We start from the raw sequence: 18537 nt of genomic DNA, 5'->3' as shown, positions 1-18537 counted from the left end.
CGGGGGCGGGCGAGAGCCCAAGCTCAGGCGGCGGCCAGAAAGCGGGCCGCTTCCTCGGGGGACTGCGGGCGGGCGAAGAGGTAGCCCTGGCCGACGGTGCAGCCCATGGCCAGGAGCATGTCGCGCTGGGCGTCGGTTTCGATACCCTCGGCGACGATTTCCAGGCCCAGTGTCTGGCCCAGGGCGACGATGGTCCGGGCGATGGCGGCGTCTTCGGCATCGGTGCACAGGTCGCGCACGAAGCTGCGATCGATCTTCAGGGTATCGAGGGGCAGCCGCTTCAGGTAGCTGAGAGACGAATAACCAGTGCCGAAGTCGTCCACGGCAATGTGTGCCCCCAGGGCGTGAATACGCTCCAGCGTGGCGATGGCCTTCTCCGGATCCGACATCACGGTCGATTCCGTCACCTCAAGTTCCAGGCTGCTGGCGGGAATTCCGGCTTCGTCCAAATGGCGGTGGATGGTGTCCACCAGTTGCGCGTCGCCGAACTGGCGGGGCGAGAGGTTGATGGCCACGTCCGGTACCGCATACCCGGCTTCGCGCCACAGGCGCATCTGCCGGCAGCTTGCGGAGATGACCCAGTTGCCGAGGGCCACAATGAGCCCTGAGTCTTCGGCGATGGGAATGAATTCGGCGGGGGAAAGCGGGCCCAGTTCGGGGTGGGTCCAGCGCACGAGGGCTTCGAGGCCGAGGGTGCGTCCGGATTGCAGGTCGATCTTCGGTTGAAACGCCAGGTGGAAGCCATCCCCGGCCTGCAGGGAGCGGCGTAGCGCGGTTTCCATGGCCATGCGTGTTGCGCTGCGCCGATTCATCTCGGGGTCGAAGAAGCGATAGGTGCCGCGGCCGTCGGCCTTGGCCTGGTACATGGCCATGTCGGCATGCTTGACGAGGGTGGAAGGGTCCTGCGCGTCCTGCGGATAGAGGGCGATTCCGACGCTGCCTCCGGTATGGATTTCCTGCCCGGCAAGACGAAGGGGCTGGGCGAGGGCCAGGTTGATGCGTTCCGCAGTGTGGGCAATCTCGGCAGCATCGGTGAAGTCGGCCAGGATGACGACGAATTCGTCACCGCCGGTCCGCGCCACAGTGTCGCTCTGGCGCAGACAAGCCACCAGCCGACGGGCTATTTCCTGCAAGAGCTGGTCGCCGACGTCGTGGCCCAGGCTGTCATTGACGAGCTTGAAATTGTCCAGGTCGAGCACCATGGCGGCCACGGCACCACCGTCACGGGCAGCAAGATCCATGGCGTGCCCCAGGCGGTCCTGCAGAAGCGAGCGATTGGGCAGGCCGGTCAGGGCGTCGTGATAGGCCTGGTGGCGCAGGCGCTCGTCCTTGTGGTGCAATTCGGTCACGTCGTTGAAGACGGCGACGTAACGCAAGGGTTTGCCCGCTTGATCGGGAACGACACTGATGGTTTGCCACTCCAGGAAGGCTTCGCCATCCTTGCGGCGATTCCAGACTTGACCCTCCCAGTATCCCTTGGCATGCAAATCGTCCCACATGGTGGCGTAGAACTCCGCCGGATGGTGGTCGGACTTGAGCAGCCGCGGTGTGCGGCCCATGACTTCGTCCGCCCTGTATCCGGTGATGCTCGAAAACGCAGGGTTGACCGAAATGATGGTGCCCTGCGTATCGGTGACCATGATGCCTTCCGCGGTGTTCTCGAAGACGCTGGCGGCCAGCCGCAGTTCGGCGGTGCGCTCGGATACCCTTTGCTCGAGGCGGGAATTGATGAGGGAGAGTTCGTCGCGCGCCTGGGTCAGTTCGTCGGTGAGCCGCTGCGTGCCGATGAGGCTCTCGCGAAAGGTGACGAGGGCGTGGTAGATGGGCTGAGTTTCGCCGGGAAAGTCGACGGCGCGAAACTCGACGCGGGTATTGCCCTGGGCGAGGGACTGCAGAGCCTGGGATGAAGCAGTCAGCGTGTCGCGAATTCCGCGGGCGATGCCGTAGCCGATTCCCAGGATGGAGGCGAGAAAGAGGACGGTGAGGGCGGCGGTCAGGCGCAACTCGGCGAGGGCGTCACGGTAAGCCTGTTCGCTGGTCGTGACGATTCTTTCTTCGACGGTGTGGGCGATGGCGTCCAGATTGTCGATCAATTGAGTGACCGTATTGAACCAGTCGGCCCCGCCGGGGCCTGCCACCGGGCGTCCGGGCCCGGTACGCGCCACTTCGGCACGCAGGCGCTCGACTTCCAGCATGGCCGGACTGGCACGGAGCGAGCGCAGGTGCTCCGCCATGTCCGGCGGTGCATACTCGGAGAACTGTGCGAGGTAAGCGTTCTGGGCGCCAACAGTCGTGAGAAAACGTTGCAGGAGGGCGGAATCGAAGGTGCCCGCGGAAAAGCCGAGAGCGCCGGCGGCCCGGTGCTGACCGAGACTTTCCTTGGCCTGGATGAGGCCGACGTAGGCTGAAACCAGGGTGGCCAGGTCCACGTCGGTGGATACGCGGCCAAAGCGCATCAGGGCGCGCAGGAGCAGGGCGTTGGTATCCGTGTAGTAGGCGGAGGGGGCCTGAAGGTCAACGACCTGGGTCGAGGCGCGGTGCCGCTGCTCGTCGATCCGGCCCAGGGCACCCATCGCCTTTTCGATGTCCTGGCGCAGACCATCGTCGATTCCACGGTCCTGGGAGCCCCGGACAAAGTGGCTCCAGGTGTTCAGGGCCAGATCGGTATTGCGGCGGGCCGTTTCCATTTCGGTGCGGAACTGGCGCCCGCGGCTGCCCAGGAAAGTCGCCGTGGTGCCACGCTCCACGGCGAGGCGATGGATCAAGGCCCCGCCGACCTGGGCGAGGTCCGCCATGGCTCTGACTCTGCCCAGTTCCTCGACCTGGCGGCGTTTGCCGTCGAGGTGGCCGGCCGTCACGACGAACAGCGCGATGGCCGGCAATGCGACGGCCAGATGGATGCGTGTCGAAAGACGCAATCGGCTGAACATGGGGTGGTGTCTGGGGCGGGATGGTTGCCGGGCATCATAAACCGGAAGTCCGTGGGGGACGTACAGGGAAATCCTGATCTTGGTGCCGGAACGCGGTGCTACGGGCTTGGGACGGCGGAAGAGGCCGACCGCCGCCGCTTTGGCGGGTCGGGAGGCGTATTGGCGCGGGTTATCGCGCCCGCTCCTTCATGGCGCGGGCCGCTTCCCGTTTGGCGTCCTTTTCTTGCGCGTCGGCGCGCTTGTCATACTGCTTCTTGCCCTTGGCCAGACCGATTTCAGCCTTGATGCGGCCCCGGGTGAAGTGCAGATCGAGGGGGATCAAGGTGTAGCCAGCCCGTTCTACCTTGCCGATGAGTTTCATGATTTCGCGGTTGTGCAGGAGCAGCTTGCGCGTCCGCGTCGCGTCGGGGTGGATGTGGGTCGAAGCCGTGGAGAGCGGCGTCAGGTGCATGCCGACGATGAAGATTTCACCGCTCTTGATGACGACGTAGGCTTCCTTGATATTGACCCGGCCATCGCGTATGGATTTCACCTCCCAACCTTCCAGGGCAAGGCCGGCCTCGTATTTCTCCTCGACGAAATAGTCGTGAAAGGCTTTTTTGTTGACCGTGATGCTCATGCCGACGGTGATCCATTAAAATCGAGCATTTTACAGGAATCGGAGAGGCCGCCTTCCATGGCAGTGGTGGAGAAAACGGTGCTGATCGAGCATTCCGCCCGGGAAATGTTCGATCTCGTCGACCGCTGCGAGGATTACCCTGCCTTCCTGCCCTGGTGTGGGCGTACCGAGCTCAAGTTTCGTGACGAACTGCGCACCGTGGCGACGCTGCATATCAACTACCACAGCGTGAGGTCCTCATTTACCACCGAGAACACCAAGGAATCCGGGTCCACGATGGAAATCCGTCTGGTGGACGGACCCTTTCGTCGTCTGGAGGGGAGTTGGCGCTTCAAGGCCCTGGCTGAAACTGCGTGCAAGATCGAGTTCCGGCTTCACTACGAGTTTTCCAGCAAGATGTTCGAAAAAATCATCGGGCCGGTGTTCAGCCACATCGCCAACACCTTCGTCGATGCCTTCGTGCGTCGCGCAGACCAGGTTTATGGGAGGCCCCATGGCTGAAACCCTGACCGTCCAGGTGTGTTACGCCCTGGCCGGCAAGCAGGAACTGGTGCAGCTTCGCGTGCCCGAAGGCACGACGGTCCAGGGCGCCATCGAGCAGTCGGGACTGCTGACGAAGTACCCGGAAATCGACTTGAAGAAGAACAAGCTGGGCATCTTCGCCAAACTGAGCAAGGCGGACACCCCCCTGCGCGATCGGGATCGGGTCGAAATCTATCGTCCGCTGATCGCTGACCCCAAGGAGGTCCGCAAACAACGCGCCGCCGAAGGCAAGGTGATGAAGAAGGGGGCCGGGGACAGCGAGGGGGCCGAGGGCTGAATCAGCCTGGGAGGCGCAGGACCCCTGGGGTGCGTCCTGAAGCTTATTTGCAGTTCTCGGAGACGACGCGGCGGGTGCGTTCGAGTTCGGCCTGGCGTTCGGCGTCGTCAAGAATCTTGCGTTCTCCGTCTGCATTCACGCTGGACATGCGCAGCCCGGATTCGATGACTGCAAGTTGGCGCTGTGCCTTTTCGCAATTTTCCTTGCGGTTCGCTGCGGCAGCCTCCTCTTGTGCGGATTTCTCGGATTTTTCCTTGCCGTCCTGCTGGCGCTTCTTGAAGTCCATGTCCTTTTCCGCCGTGCTTCTGGGCGCTGGCGCCGAAGCGGGTGCCGCGCTGACCGAAGGCGTGCCCCCCGAAGAGCAGCGGATGTCACGTGCATTGCCGGGCGGAGGCTGGTCGGAGACGACCGTGCGGCCGGCGCTGTCTTTCCATTGGCATGTTTCCGCCTGGACGGGGTTGGCGAGGGTGGCGGTAAGTCCGAGAATGACGCAGGAAAGGGCTTTCATGGGCGGTTTGGGCAGGAGGACGATGCTGTATAATATCCATTTGTGACCTTGGAACAAAGGCCATGCGACTTCTGCAAAAAGCGCTCACTTTCGACGACGTTCTGCTCGTCCCCGCCCATTCCCAGATTCTCCCCCGCGACGTCAGCCTGTCCACGCGCCTGACCCGCAATATCAAGATCAATCTCCCGCTGCTTTCTGCCGCCATGGATACGGTGACCGAAGGCCGTCTGGCCATCGCGCTGGCCCAGGAAGGCGGCATCGGCATCATCCACAAGAACCTCTCGGCCAAGGCCCAGGCGGCCGAAGTGGCCAAGGTCAAGCGCTTCGAATCCGGCATTCTCAAGGATCCCATCACCATTCCTCCGACCATCACCGTCCGCGAGGTGATGGAAATCACCCGGCAGCACAAGTTCTCCGGCCTGCCGGTGATCGACAAGTCGGGCAAGGTGGTGGGTATCGTCACCAACCGTGACCTGCGTTTCGAAACCAACCTGGATCAGCCGGTGAAGGCCATCATGACGCCCAGGAAGCGCCTGGTGACGGTGAAGGAGGGCGCCAGCGTCGAGGACGCCAAGGAATTGATCCGCCATCACCGGCTGGAGCGCGTGTTGGTGGTGGACGACGATTTCCGTCTGCGCGGCCTGATTACGGTGAAGGACATCCTCAAGTCCCACGAGCACCCGCTGGCCAACAAGGACGCTGCCGGCCGCCTGCGTGCCGGCGCTGCCGTCGGCGTCGGTGCCGGTACCGAAGAGCGGGTCGAGGCCCTGGCGGAAGCAGGTATTGACGTGGTCGTGGTGGATACCGCCCACGGCCATTCCCAGGGCGTGCTCGATCGCGTCAGATGGGTCAAGAAGAATTTCCCCCATATCGAGGTCATCGGCGGCAACATCGCGACGGCCGAGGCGGCCCGGGCGCTGGTCGATCATGGTGCCGACGCCGTCAAGGTTGGTATCGGCCCCGGTTCCATCTGCACTACGCGCATCGTTGCCGGCGTGGGCGTACCGCAGATCACGGCCATCCAGAACGTTTCGGATGCGCTGAAGGGCACGGGCGTGCCCATGATTGCCGACGGGGGCATCCGCTACTCCGGAGATATCGCCAAGGCCATCGCGGCGGGGGCCGACACGGTCATGCTGGGTGGCCTCTTCGCCGGGACCGAAGAAGCGCCGGGCGAAGTCGAGCTCTTCCAGGGCCGTTCCTACAAGTCTTATCGCGGCATGGGCTCCCTGGGCGCCATGCAGGCTGGCTCCTCTGACCGCTACTTCCAGGACAACACTTCCAACGTGGACAAGTTCGTGCCTGAAGGGATCGAGGGCCGTGTTCCCTATAAGGGTCCGGTGCTTGCCGTGATTCACCAGCTCATGGGCGGCTTGCGTTCTTCCATGGGCTACCTGGGCTGCGCCTCCATCGCCCAGATGCACGAGCAAGCGAGCTTCGTAGAAATCACTTCCGCCGGAGTGCGTGAATCTCACGTTCACGACGTGCAGATCACCAAGGAAGCCCCGAACTACCACGTGGACTGAGACATGTCCAAATGGCCTGGATGGCTCAAGGCGCTGCTCATCGTTTTGGCCTTGGGCGCCGCATTGGGGGTTTCCCAACTCATGCTCTACTTCGACAAACTGGGCGTGAGCAAATTTGATCTTTGACAGGTGCCGGCACGCCGGCACCTTTCCTTTTGGCCACTGTAGCGGGTCCGGCACCATGTCCCATCAGAAAATTCTCATCCTCGACTTTGGTTCCCAGGTGACGCAACTGATTGCCCGCCGGGTTCGGGAGCAGCAAGTTTATTGCGAGTTGCATCCCTTCGATGTGTCAAGCGACTTTGTGCGCCAGTTCAAACCCCAAGGCATCATTCTTTCCGGCGGCCCGAATTCGGTCTACGAAGCCTTGGACTGGAAGGCGCCCCAGGTGGTGTTCGAGTTGGGGGTGCCGGTTTTGGGCATCTGCTACGGCATGCAGACCATGGCCCAGCAGTTGGGTGGCAAGGTGGAGAGCTCCGGCAAACGGGAATTCGGCTACGCCGAGGTGCGGGCCCGGGGTCATTCCCGCCTTTTCAACGGCATCCAGGACCGCAGCAACGACCAGGGGCACGGCCTCCTCGACGTGTGGATGAGCCACGGCGACAAGGTCACCGAACTGCCGCCGGGCTTCAAAGTCATCGCCGGCAACGCGTCATGCCCGGTGGCGGCCATGGCCGACGAGGCACGCGGTTTCTACGCCGTCCAGTTCCACCCCGAGGTCACTCACACCCTCAAGGGCAAGGATATGATCGCCCGCTTCGTGCATGAGATCTGCGGCTGTGGGCATGACTGGAACATGCCGGACTACGTGAACGAGGCCATAGCCAAGGTACGCACCCAGGTGGGCCAGGAGGAAGTCATCCTCGGCCTCTCCGGGGGCGTCGATTCCTCGGTGGTGGCGGCGCTCCTGCATCGGGCCATCGGCGAGCAACTCACCTGCGTCTTCGTCGATAACGGCCTTCTGCGCCTGAACGAAGCGGAGCAGGTGATGCAGACTTTCGCCCGCAACCTCGGTGTCAAAGTCATCCATGTCGACGCCAGCGAGCAGTTCATGGGCCACCTGAAAGGCGTTTCAGACCCGGAACAGAAGCGCAAGATCATCGGCCGCGAGTTCGTCGAGGTCTTCCAGGCCGAGGCGAAGAAGCTGCCCAATGCCAAATGGCTGGCCCAGGGCACCATCTACCCGGACGTGATCGAATCCGCCGGCAGCAAGACCGGCAAGGCCCACACCATCAAGAGCCACCACAACGTCGGCGGTCTGCCGGAAACCTTAAATCTCAAGCTCCTGGAGCCCCTGCGCGAGTTGTTCAAGGACGAAGTCCGTGAATTGGGCATCGCTCTCGGCCTGCCCCACGAAATGGTCTATCGCCACCCCTTCCCTGGTCCCGGCCTCGGCGTGCGCATCCTGGGCGAGGTCAGGAAGGACTTCGCCGACCTGCTGCGTCGGGCCGACGCCATCTTCATCGACGAACTGCGCGCGGCAGACTGGTACGACAAGACCAGCCAGGCCTTCGCCGTCTTCCTGCCGGTGAAGAGCGTCGGCGTCATGGGTGACGGCCGCACGTACGAGTACGTCGTGGCCCTGCGCGCCGTGCAGACCCAGGACTTCATGACCGCCCATTGGGCCGAATTGCCCCACAGCCTGCTGGGGAAGGTGTCCAACCGCATCATCAACGAGGTGCGGGGCATCAACCGGGTGGTGTACGACATTTCCGGCAAGCCGCCGGCGACCATCGAGTGGGAGTGACCGGGATCGAGGTGGTATTTCACCTGCCCGCAAAGCCAGAGTAAGCGTAGGTTTAGTGACCGTGCGGAGATAAGTGCTGTCAATCTCCGCAAATAATGCGGAGAAAAGCTGATCGCCCGTTGTAGCACATAAGTGCTACCATAAGGCTCCAATCTCTGAATCGGAGTGTCTGTTATGACCACCACGACCATTCGCCTGTCCGAAGATCTGAAAGCACGGGTAGCAACCGCAGCGAAACGCTCCGGGACGACAGCCCATGGCTTTATTCTGGAGGCCATTGCCGAAAAGACGCAGCAGGCTGAACTCAGAGCAGACTTTGATGCGGTGGCTGAACAGCGTTATGCCGACATCGTGTCTTCTGGCAAAACCATTCCCTGGACCGAGATGCGCAAGTATCTCGAAGCTCGTGTCGCCGGAAAATCTGCCAAGCGTCCCGCAGCCCGAAAACTGGCACGCTGAAATGGCCAGGATCGAGTTGGCCCCAGAGGTTGCGGAGGACTTCGACCGCATCCTTGACCACCTGGCAACCTATCAGATCGAGAATCCTGGTCAGCGCATTGGAGAAATCATCGCTGCTTTGGATGTCCTGGAGCAGAACCCGCTGATCGGTCGTCCGGTGGCGAACGGCAAGCGGGAACTTGTCATTGGTCGCCGTACCAGAGGTTATCTCGCACTCTATCGTTATGTGCCGGAAATGGACATCGTCTTTGTGCTGGCGATTCGCAGCCAGCGCGAAGCGGGATACGCCGAGCGATTGGAGGAGGGGTAGGGAATTGCCGAGAACCAGTCAACGCAAGAGTTTTCGGGTGATTTGACGGTATCAGAAACTGACCAATTTGCCGCCGATACCGTCACAAACGAGGTGGATGTCTGCAACATTCGTTGCATGGATAATTCGTCGATTTTCCGAACGTCGGTGAACGTCCGCGAAAGCTTGCTTTTCCGCAATCGCCTGGAAACCCGCCCCCCGCGTCAGAATAGTTGTCGCCCCGATAGAATCGACAAACTGGGGGCGATGATGGAAGAACGAATTGGCTCGATACGGACAAGCATTCAAGGACAGAGCGGTGGCGAAGTTGTTGCCGCCGGAAAGCGCGACATTGGACGACGTGGCGCATGAGATCGGCGTTGGTGTCTCGACGCTGGAACGCTGGCGCAGCGAGGCGCTGTCCAGGCCCGCTCGCGAGCGGGCCTGGACAGCGGCCGCCCGCTTCGATGCCGTGCTGACCACGGCAGCGATGGACGAAGCAGGCAAGAACGCCTGGTGCCGCGCCAATGGTGTTATACCCGCAGGAGCTGGCAGCCTGGCGGCAAAGCGCCACGCAGGCACTGGCCGAGCCCGAAGAGGCCCGTGCCAGCCCGCAGCAGACCAAACAGGACCGGCGCCGCATCAAGGAGCTGGAGCGCGAGCTGCGGCGCAAGGACAAAGCCTTGGCGGAGACGGCAGCCCTGCTGGTGCTGTCAAAAAAAGTCGCGGCGATCTTCAACAAGGGAGAGGACGAATGATCGGCCTCGAAGATCGCCAGCGACTTGCCCGAGACATCCACACGGCGCACCAGGCCGGCGCCCGCTTGCGCCACGCCTGCGAGATTGCCGGCATCGACGTGCGCACCCTGCAGCGCTGGCAGGCCCACGACGGACTCACTGCGGGCGACGGCAGGCCCGCAGCGCTGCGTCCGGCACCGGCGCACGCCCTGAGCCCGGCCGAGCGCGCCGAGGTGCTGCGTGTGGCCAACGAGCCGCGCTTTGCCGACGTGCCGCCGGCGCGCATCGTGCCCATGCTGGCCGACGAAGGCGTCTATCTCGCCAGCGAATCGACCTTCGCCCGCGTCTTGCGCGCGCACGGGCAGAGCGCCCACCGTGGTCGCGCCAGAGCGCCTGCGGCCACGCGCCCGCCGACTACGCACATCGCCACGACACCGCGCCAGGTCTGGTGCTGGGACATGACCTACCTGCCGGCTGCCGTGGTCGGCCGCTGGTTTCACCTGTACCTGATCCTCGATCTGTACAGCCGCAAGATCGTCGGCTGGGAAGTGCATGAGACCGATGCCGCCGACCATGCTGCGCATCTGGTGCGGCGCACGGCGCTGGCCGAGGGCATCGCGGCCCTCGATACCAAGCCGGTGCTGCACGGCGACAACGGCGCCACACTCAAGGCCACGACCGTGTTGGCGATGCTGCACTGGCTGGGTATCAAGCCTTCGTACTCGCGTCCGCGCGTGTCCGATGACAACGCCTATGCCGAGGCGCTGTTCCGCACCGCCAAGTACCGCCCCGAGTTCCCGGCCAAGGGGTTCGACGATCTCGATGCCGCCCGTCGCTGGGCCGCCGGCTTCGTGCATTGGTACAACTTCGATCATCGCCACAGCGGCATCCGCTACGTCAGCCCGGCACAGCGCCATGCCGGCGAAGACCATGCGATTCTCGCGGCGCGTCATGCGTTGTATACCAAGGCGAGAGAACGCAACCCTGCCCGCTGGTCGGGCCATACGCGCGACTGGGCCCCCATCGGCGCCGTGACGCTCAATCCGGAACGCGACTCGGTGGTCAACACAACATCGCCAGCGACAGATAAGCAGCCTTTGGCGGCATGAATCAGGCGACAACTATCTTGACGCGCGCCGCCCGTATGAATACTATTGACTCGGCACAATAATGCTTGAAATTTATGGGTCAGCCCCCATGTTGGACGAATGGAAAAAGACGACGCAAGATATTCGACACTTGAGCAACTGCACGAACGGCGTAAGCAAGTGGTGCGGCTGCACCGCAAGGGCTACGGCGTAATGCAAATCGTCGAGCTCAGTGGGCTTTCGTATCCGACAGTTCGGTCTGCGATTGATCGGTATGAAGAAGGTGGCCTTGCTGCCCTCAAGCCGACCACGCGAGGCAAACGCGCAGGTCAAGGGCGGACGCTGACAGAGGAGCAAGAGGAGGCGATCCGAAAGATCATTTGTGACAAGCGCCCCGAGCAACTGAAGATGGAATTTGCGCTTTGGAATCGTGCTGCGGTCATGCAACTGATCGAACGGGAATATGGCATCAAACTATCGGTACGCGGTGTCGGCAACTATCTGTCGCGCTGGGGCTTCACCCCCAGAAGCCGATCAAGAAGGCCTACGAGCAACGACCGGAAGCCGTGCAAGCCTGGCTCAATGAGCAATACCCGGAAATAGAGAAGCGTGCCAAGGCGGAAGGCGGCGAGATTCACTGGGGCGATGAAACTGCCTTGGTCAATACCGATGTACGCGGTCGCTGCTACGCACCGGCAGGCAAGACGCCGGTCACCTACACGGTAGGCGGTACGCGGCAGAAGCTGTCGATGATTGCGACGGTGACCAATCAGGGCAAAACACGTTGGATGATCATTGACGAGGCGTTCAACTCCGACAAGCTGATCGAATTCCTTGACGCGCTGATCAAGGATGCCGGCAAGAAGGTGTTCTTGATTCTCGACAATTTGCGGGTCCATCACAGCAAACCGGTCAAGGCATGGGCCGCTGAACGTCAGGACAAGATCGAACTGTTCTACCTGCCCAGCTATAGCCCGGAGCTGAACCCTGAGGAGCGTCTCAATGCCGACCTCAAGCATGCCATCGGGACGAAAGTGCCGGTGCGCACCAAGGCCAAATTGAAACTCGCCGCTACCGAACACATGGTCAAACTCGAACAATCACCCGAGCGGGTCAAAAGCTTCTTCCAAGATCCGCGTGTCAAATATGCCGCTTGAAAATTCAAACTTAAGCTGGCCGGATCAATAAGCATCCTTTGTTGACGGTATCAGTGACGGTATCAGCGGGGGTGATATGGGCGGAACCCAGTATTCACGCGGGGTTCAATGGCTCGTTGATAATTGAGTGGGAGTAAGCGTGATTCCGCAAGCCGGCTCAGCGAAATCCCAGGCGCACTGCCAGCGTTGCCCTGGCCTGGAAAACGAGCGCGGCCCAGAAACTCGTCGGTCGGCTCTCGACACAGTGATGAAATATTTGCCCGGCAAAGATGCTGCATGACCAGGCTGCGACCATAGCCGAAAGGGCCAGGGTCTGACTGTCATTGCCAAAGCGCTCGTAGAAGGCGTTCATCAGGAGGTAGATGGGGAAGTGGACCAGGAAGACCGAGAACGAGATGCGTCCGAGGTATTCCATGAGGCGAAAATCCGGCCAGCGATGAAAAAGGCCGAGTCTGCGGCTGGCACCGAGAACTAGGGCCACAGTCAGCGCCACGGCGATGCGCAAGCGGAAATCCAGGGCGAGGGCAAAAATGCCGACCGCCCAGAGTACTCCAAGCAGAAATGCCGGGCGGCAGCGGTCCGAAGCCCAGTACGAAACGGCCCCCAGGGCGTAGGAACCGAAGAAATAAATACCCCAGTCATCCCATGAAGCGAGCCGATTGAAGTAGAGGAGTGAGGCGAGGGCCAGGAGGGCGACAAGGAAGGGCGCGAGGTTCAGCTTCGCGCTGCCGAACTTGCGTCCGCTCCAGAGCACGAGCGCGAACAGGACGAACAACTGGAAATCGATAGCCACGTACCAGACGCCGGCGGACAGGGCGTCGAATTCCAGTATCCCTTGCACCAGAAAGGAATGGGCCAGGAATTGCAAGAGCGTGGGGCTGGCGGGGATGGCATCGTCGTCCAACCAGAGGCGGGCCAGGGCGGAACAGGCGACTGCGAGGACCAAGGCCGCCGCAAAGGGGGGCGCCAGACGAAGATAGCGCTTGGTGATGACCTGTAGCGGGTTGAACGCTACTGGCCGGGATCCGGGCGCCAGACTGCGCGCCGCGAGAAATCCTGCCACCACCAGGAAGACCTGGACGGCGATGCGTCCATAGTCGTAAAGCCAGGCCTGCAACTGCGGTGCGAAGCCTTCGAAAGCTTGGGACAAAGGGCCGTAGGCCGAAAAATGGTGCAGCAGGACCAACTGGGAGGCCAGCGCCTTGAGGGCGTCGATCAGGGGGAGGCGAGCCGTGGGCAGGGTCGAGAAGGCTGGCGCGGATTCGGGTGATGTCGCCATAGGCTTAAGCTTTGAGACGCGAGGTCTTGTGACTGGCGATGAGTTGCAGCAGGGGGGCGAAGACCTTGGGGGTTCCGGCGACGATATTGCCGCTCTCCAGGAACCCGGGATCGCCGTTCAAGTCGCTGACCAAGCCGCCCGCTTCGGAAATGACCAGCGCCCCTGCTGCCATGTCCCAGGGCGACAGACCAAACTCCCAGAACCCGTCATAGCGCCCGCAGGCGACGTAACAAAGATCCAGCGACGCGGCACCGGGTCGGCGCAAACCGGCGGTCTTCTGGGTCAGTTCCTTGAAGATGGCCAGGTACGTATCGACATGGTCGAACATGCGATAGGGGAATCCCGTGCCGATCAGCGCTTCCTGGAGCTTGGCCCGCCGGGAAACGCGGATGCGCCGGTCGTTCAGGAAAGCACCGGCGCCCTTGCCGGCGGTGAAGAGTTCATTGCGATTGGGATCGAAGACGACAGCCTGCTCGACCGTTCCTGCCCGGGCAAGGGCAATGGAAATGGCATACTGGGGCAGGCCGTGGATGAAATTCGTCGTGCCGTCCAGGGGATCGATGATCCACTGGAACTCCGCATCCCGGGCGCCTTTGCCGGCGGTTTCGCCGGACTCCTCTGCTAGAATCCCATAGTTGGGATAAGCCTCGCACAGGATTTCGATGATGGCCGCTTCGGCCGCTCGATCGACCTCGGTGACGAAGTCATTGGGCTGTTTTGCGGAGACCTTCAGCAGATCGAGGTCATTGGAGGCGCGGTTGATGATCTGACCTGCGCGGCGCGCAGCCTTGATGGCGATGTTGAGGGCGGGATGCATATTGGAAAAGAGCTGGCGACCCCGCCGCGGACCAGAGTCGAAACGGGTGTAACGGGTGTCGCCGATTGTTATAACCCGTTAATTGTACTATGAAAGCGGACGATCTGCTGGCCCGCATTGCTGTCGTGCTCTGCCGTCCCAGCCATCCGGGCAACATCGGCGCCGTCGCGCGCGCCATGAAAACCATGGGGCTCCGGCGCCTGAACCTCGTTGCGCCCCGCTCTTTTCCAGACCCGGAAGCCGATGTCCGGGCCACGGGGGCCGTCGACCTCCTGCGGGAGGCGCGGGTCTATGCCTCCCTTCCTGAAGCCCTGGCCGGAACGGTCCATGCGGTGGCGCTAACGGCCCGGGCGCGGGATCTGGGGCCCGCCCCGCAGGGGGTACGGGACGCCGCCAGCCGGCTCCTCGCCGTGGCCGAGGAGGGGGAGGTGGCCCTGGTCTTCGGCAACGAGACCAATGGCCTGAACAATGCGGAAGCGCTGTGCTGCCAGGAAGCCGTCACCATTCCGGCCAATCCCGAGTTTTCTTCGCTCAACCTGGGAGCGGCGGTGCAAATCCTGACCTACGAGTTGCGCATGGCCGCCTGGGCGGGTTGTCCGCCAGAGTCGCGCGAGGCAACGCCCTTCGTCTCGCCCCCGGCCACCCTGGCCGAGATCGAAGGCTTATATGCCCACCTGGAGCAGGTGATGACCGATACCGGGTTTTACAATCCAGATCACCCGGGCAGGCTGCTGCCCAAGTTGCGGCGCCTGTTCGGCAGAGTCGGGCTGGAAAGGGACGAAATCAACATCTTGCGCGGCATCCTGGCGGCCACCCAGCAGAGGACCGGGCACGGGAGGTAGGGCGCTCAGGCGTTCAGTGCCGCGCGCATCGACTCCGCATCGGCGTCGATCTGGGGCAACAGGGCGGCGAAATTGCGCCGGATGATGCCGGGCTCGCCGGCCTCCGGGTCGATGTCCTGGTACAACCATTCGAAATGGGCGCCAGCGAGCACATTGGCGACGTAGACGATCTCCGGGAGCGTGCGCACCGCATTGAGGGCCTGGCGTGGCTGGTCGTGGTCGATGGTGGCCTCGACGATGTCTTCGGGCATCCCGAGGGCATTCAAGAGGCTGACCCCAATACTTTCATGCCACTGCACGATCAGGTACTTGACGGTATCCGGACGTGCGCGCAATTCCGGATACTGGGCGGCGCGATAGAGCATGTAGAAAGCCCCCAGGTCGTGAACCAGTCCGGCGAGATGGGCCTCGTCCGGATTGATGCGAGTCTGGGTCCTGGCGAGGAGACGGGCGGCGGCGGCCGATTTCAGCGTGTGGTCCCACAGCAGGCGGGTCAGTTCGGCGAAGGGGGCCATCTCCTTGGAACGCAGCATCTGCCCCATGGCGATGGCCAGGGCCGTGGTGCGCACGGTTTCGAGTCCGAGGCGCTGAATGGCCGCCCCGAGGTCACGCACCGTCGACCCGCCCCCGTACATGGCCGAGTTGGCGAGCTTCATCACCCGGGCGGCGATGAGCGGTTCCAGGGCGATGACCCCGACGATCCTGGCCAGGGGCTGGTCCGTGTCCTGCAAGGCTTTGCGCAAGCGGAAAGCGGCATCGAAATAGGTGGGAAAGACAACGTCGCCCGCCAATTCCTTGGCGATGTCCTCGAGCATCTGGAAGCGCTGGGCGTTGAGGGCGTCGCCGACCTTGTCGTTATCGGCGGAGAGATTCGTCATGACATTTCCTGTAGTGCGAGCAAGGATTCGCGGGATGCCCAGCACGTTCGAATCGCAGGGGGCAGCCCGGGAAAAGGACTTTGGCAGGATCAGTGCGGATTCTGAGCCATCGCGGCGCGAATGTCATCGGGGAAGCGCTGCGGCAGAGTCCGTGCGGTGGGTTGCGGCAAAATAACTGACAAATTCAGTCGAGTATTTTACAATTCGCCCACGACAACGCTGGGGGGATTCTTGCGTCATGTTTCTTGGGCAATTGCGTGAAGACATCCGGTCGGTTTTCGACCGTGACCCGGCGGCTCGGTCCTCCTGGGAGGTGCTCACCTGTTATCCCGGTATCCATGCTCTGATTCTCCATCGTATCGCCCATGGACTCTGGCGGAGGCGCCTGCGCTGGCTCGGGCGCTTCGTGGCCCATTTTTCACGCTTTTTCACCGGCATCGAAATCCATCCCGGGGCGACCATTGGCCGTCGTTTCTTTATCGATCACGGCATGGGGGTCGTCATCGGCGAAACCGCAGTCATCGGCGATGGTGTAACCCTTTATCACGGCGTGACCCTGGGGGGTACGTCCTGGAACAAGGGCAAGCGGCATCCCACCCTGGAGGATGGCGTGGTGGTGGGAGCGGGGGCCAAGGTGCTCGGACCCATCGTGATCGGGGCCGGAGCCAAAGTGGGTTCCAATGCCGTGGTGACCAAGGCTGTTCCGCCGGGGGCCACCGCCGTCGGTAATCCCGCGCGCCTCGTCGATACTTCTGAAGCCGCGCAGCAGCGAGCGGCCCAGGCCGAGAAAATGGGCTTTTCCGCCTACGCCGTGGCCCGGGATCAGGATGACCCGTTGGCGCAGGCGATCCATGGTCTGCTGGATCACGCTGCGGAGACCGACCGTCGCCTCGCCATGCTGCTCAAGGAACTGGACGCAGCGGGAATCAAATGCGATGAGCAGGTCCAGGCCGCCGACAGCTTCGACCCAAAATACTTGAGTAAAATGGTTGACTAATACTGCAGCCGGCAGATATTCTTGACAAGAACACTAGGTTATTTTCAGGAGAGCAAGCATGCGCTTGACGACTAAAGGGCGTTTCGCCGTCACCGCGATGATCGATCTGGCCCTGCGCGGGGAAGGCGGGCCTGTGGCCCTTGCCGGCGTGAGCGAGCGTCAGGGGATTTCCTTGTCGTACTTGGAGCAGTTGTTCGGCAAGTTGCGCCGCCACCGGCTCGTCGAGAGCGTACGGGGCCCCGGTGGCGGCTATTGCATCGCCCGTTCCCTGGCTGACGTGTCTGTGGCGGACATCATCCGCGCAGTGGATGAGCCCCTGGACGCGACCCAGTGCGGGGGGCGCGAGAACTGCCAGGACGAGCACCGCTGCATGACCCACGAACTCTGGGCCACCCTGAATGCCAAAATGTACGACTATCTGGCCTCCGTTTCCCTGCAAGACCTGGTCAGTCGCCAAAAAGACAAGCAGAATCCGGCGGCGGTGACCGTCCTGGCCGACCAGCGCCGGGAACCGACCCAGGGCCGGAGTCGCGCATCCCGCCAAAAACTCGCGGTCGTGGCCTGAATGTCCTCCAGATCCATGCGAGACGCTGCCCATTCAGCCCCCCTCTCCGCCGCCTCCTTTCCCGCCCGGCGGGTGAGGAGCGGTGACAGAAGCGCAGCGCGTCTTCCACGTTAAGATCATGTTTCGACCTGCCTACCTCGATCACAACGCGACCACTCCGCTCGACGAGAGCGTGCTGGCCGCCATGCTGCCCTGGTTGCGGGATTCCTGGGGAAACCCCTCCAGTCGCCACGAGTATGGCCGGGAGGCCCGGCGAGCCCTGGATGACGCGCGTCAGCGCGTGGCGGCGGCAGTCGGGGCTCATCCGACGGAAGTCATCTTCACCAGCGGGGGCAGCGAGGCCAACAATCTTTTCCTGAAGGGGGCCGCCTCCAGTCTGCGCCCGGGGTTCCTTGCCGTGGGTGCAACCGAGCATCCGTCGGTCGCCAGGCCGGTGGCCCAGTTGGCGCCCCAGGGGTGGACGATCCGGAAACTCGCAGTGAATGCCGACGGCCATCTCAGTCCGCCGGCCTGGGCCGAGGCCCTCGCACTGCGGCCGCGCCTCATTTCCGTGATGCTGGCCAATAACGAGACCGGCGTCATCCAGGACATCCCGACCCTGGCCCGAGAGGCCCAATCTTGCGGTGCCTGGTTTCACAGCGATGCGGTCCAGGCGTTTGGCAAGGTGGCGCTCGATTTCCGCGCACTCAATGGCACCGGCGTCCATGCCCTGACCATTTCCGGGCACAAGATCGGCGGCCCCAAGGGCGCCGCGGCCCTGGTCATGGACAAGCGCGCAGAACTGCGGCCCCTGATTGCCGGTGGCGGCCAGGAAGGGAATTTGCGCTCGGGAACTGAGAACGTGGCTGCCATCGTCGGTTTTGGTTTGGCCTGCGAGCGCGTCGTGTCGCGCCTGGCGGCGGAATCGGCGCGTTTGCGTGGGCTGCGTGATCGGCTGGAGCGTGGGCTGACGGCCTTGGGTGCGACGATTTTCGCGCCTACGGCGGAGCGTCTACCCAATACCTGTTTTTTCGCCTTTGCCCGGGTCGACGGCGAGACCCTGGTCGGCAAACTCGACCGGGCCGGATTCGCGGTGGCGAGCGGTTCGGCGTGCTCCAGCGCAAATCCAGAGCCTTCCCCTGTGCTGGCCGCCATGGGGGTGCCTGACGATCTCGCCCGCGGGGCGGTCAGGGTGAGTTTCGGGGCGCGCAATACTGAAGCCGAAGTTGACGCCTTGCTGACAACCCTGGGGACTACGGTCGGAAGCCTGCGGGGACTTGCTGCCATGGCGGCCTGAGGT

16 protein-coding genes and 2 pseudogenes are annotated in these 18537 nt (G+C 62.7%); 12 read left to right on the top strand and 6 right to left on the bottom strand.

Annotated elements, in window-relative coordinates; genetic code table 11:
* Nucleotides 1–23: 23 nt before the first annotated feature.
* On the bottom strand, nt 24–2930 hold the full coding sequence (locus tag IPM73_07815) for an EAL domain-containing protein (GenBank protein ID MBK8917936.1): 2907 nt from the start codon (nt 2928–2930) through the stop codon (nt 24–26).
* Between the two features lie 169 nt (nt 2931–3099).
* On the bottom strand, nt 3100–3549 hold the full coding sequence (smpB, locus tag IPM73_07810) for an SsrA-binding protein SmpB (protein ID MBK8917935.1): 450 nt from the start codon (nt 3547–3549) through the stop codon (nt 3100–3102).
* Between the two features lie 57 nt (nt 3550–3606).
* Here smpB and IPM73_07805 point away from each other — a divergent pair, with 57 nt between their 5' ends.
* Nucleotides 3607–4050, top strand: coding sequence for a type II toxin-antitoxin system RatA family toxin (locus tag IPM73_07805; GenBank protein MBK8917934.1), 444 nt, complete (start codon nt 3607–3609; stop codon nt 4048–4050).
* Nucleotides 4043–4369 carry an RnfH family protein gene (locus IPM73_07800; GenBank protein ID MBK8917933.1) on the top strand — a complete coding sequence of 109 codons (327 nt, stop codon included), beginning with the start codon at nt 4043–4045 and terminating at the stop codon, nt 4367–4369. Before IPM73_07805 ends, IPM73_07800 begins: the two co-directional genes overlap by 8 nt.
* 43 nt (nt 4370–4412) lie before the next feature.
* On the opposite strand, the gene IPM73_07795 is transcribed toward IPM73_07800, so the two are convergent.
* On the bottom strand, nt 4413–4877 hold the full coding sequence (locus tag IPM73_07795; GenBank protein MBK8917932.1) for a DUF4124 domain-containing protein: 465 nt from the start codon (nt 4875–4877) through the stop codon (nt 4413–4415).
* A 62-nt stretch (nt 4878–4939) separates the two neighbouring features.
* Between IPM73_07795 and guaB the strand changes: the two genes are divergently transcribed.
* The 6 genes and pseudogenes from guaB (at nt 4940) to IPM73_07765 (ending at nt 11880) form a co-directional block, all read left to right on the top strand.
* Complete coding sequence (gene guaB, locus IPM73_07790) at nt 4940–6403, top strand: IMP dehydrogenase (GenBank protein MBK8917931.1); 1464 nt, start codon at nt 4940–4942, stop codon at nt 6401–6403.
* A 181-nt stretch (nt 6404–6584) separates the two neighbouring features.
* Nucleotides 6585–8150 carry a glutamine-hydrolyzing GMP synthase gene (gene guaA, locus IPM73_07785; GenBank protein ID MBK8917930.1) on the top strand — a complete coding sequence of 522 codons (1566 nt, stop codon included), beginning with the start codon at nt 6585–6587 and terminating at the stop codon, nt 8148–8150.
* A gap of 174 nt (nt 8151–8324) precedes the next feature.
* Nucleotides 8325–8609, top strand: a complete 285-nt coding sequence (locus IPM73_07780) for a CopG family transcriptional regulator (protein MBK8917929.1) — start codon at nt 8325–8327, stop codon at nt 8607–8609.
* A 1-nt stretch (nt 8610) separates the two neighbouring features.
* Nucleotides 8611–8919 (top strand): type II toxin-antitoxin system RelE/ParE family toxin, encoded by a 309-nt coding sequence (locus IPM73_07775; GenBank protein MBK8917928.1) that lies wholly within the window; start codon nt 8611–8613, stop codon nt 8917–8919.
* Between the two features lie 262 nt (nt 8920–9181).
* Nucleotides 9182–10744 (top strand): annotated as a pseudogene (locus tag IPM73_07770) (IS3 family transposase).
* Nucleotides 10745–10843: 99 nt separating this feature from the next.
* Nucleotides 10844–11880: pseudogene (locus IPM73_07765) on the top strand (IS630 family transposase).
* 157 nt (nt 11881–12037) lie between these two features.
* Here the strand turns inward: IPM73_07765 and IPM73_07760 are convergent.
* Together IPM73_07760 and IPM73_07755 are read right to left on the bottom strand one after the other, a co-directional pair.
* A complete protein-coding gene (locus tag IPM73_07760) occupies nt 12038–13159 on the bottom strand; it encodes an acyltransferase (GenBank protein ID MBK8917927.1) in 1122 nt (373 codons plus the stop codon).
* 4 nt (nt 13160–13163) lie between these two features.
* Nucleotides 13164–13976 (bottom strand): inositol monophosphatase, encoded by an 813-nt coding sequence (locus IPM73_07755; GenBank protein MBK8917926.1) that lies wholly within the window; start codon nt 13974–13976, stop codon nt 13164–13166.
* 89 nt (nt 13977–14065) lie between these two features.
* Between IPM73_07755 and IPM73_07750 the strand changes: the two genes are divergently transcribed.
* A complete protein-coding gene (locus IPM73_07750; protein MBK8917925.1) occupies nt 14066–14818 on the top strand; it encodes an RNA methyltransferase in 753 nt (250 codons plus the stop codon).
* A 5-nt stretch (nt 14819–14823) separates the two neighbouring features.
* Here IPM73_07750 and IPM73_07745 read toward each other — a convergent pair whose 3' ends face one another.
* The gene (locus IPM73_07745; GenBank protein ID MBK8917924.1) at nt 14824–15696 is read right to left on the bottom strand and encodes an HDOD domain-containing protein; all 873 of its coding nucleotides are present in this window, start codon (nt 15694–15696) and stop codon (nt 14824–14826) included.
* 238 nt (nt 15697–15934) lie between these two features.
* Between IPM73_07745 and cysE the strand changes: the two genes are divergently transcribed.
* The 3 genes from cysE (at nt 15935) to IPM73_07730 (ending at nt 18534) form a co-directional block, all read left to right on the top strand.
* Nucleotides 15935–16693: a serine O-acetyltransferase gene (gene cysE / locus IPM73_07740; GenBank protein MBK8917923.1), complete on the top strand. Its 759-nt coding sequence runs from the start codon at nt 15935–15937 to the stop codon at nt 16691–16693.
* A 58-nt stretch (nt 16694–16751) separates the two neighbouring features.
* Complete coding sequence (iscR, locus tag IPM73_07735) at nt 16752–17258, top strand: Fe-S cluster assembly transcriptional regulator IscR (protein MBK8917922.1); 507 nt, start codon at nt 16752–16754, stop codon at nt 17256–17258.
* Nucleotides 17259–17376: 118 nt separating this feature from the next.
* On the top strand, nt 17377–18534 hold the full coding sequence (locus tag IPM73_07730; protein MBK8917921.1) for a cysteine desulfurase: 1158 nt from the start codon (nt 17377–17379) through the stop codon (nt 18532–18534).
* Nucleotides 18535–18537: the final 3 nt, after the last annotated feature.

It is taken from the genome of Betaproteobacteria bacterium, from assembly GCA_016720065.1.
In the GTDB taxonomy this organism is placed as follows: Bacteria; Pseudomonadota; Gammaproteobacteria; order Burkholderiales; family Rhodocyclaceae; genus SSSZ01.
Note: the sequence above shows the minus strand (reverse complement) of the source record. Positions and strands in the feature narration are given on the sequence as shown.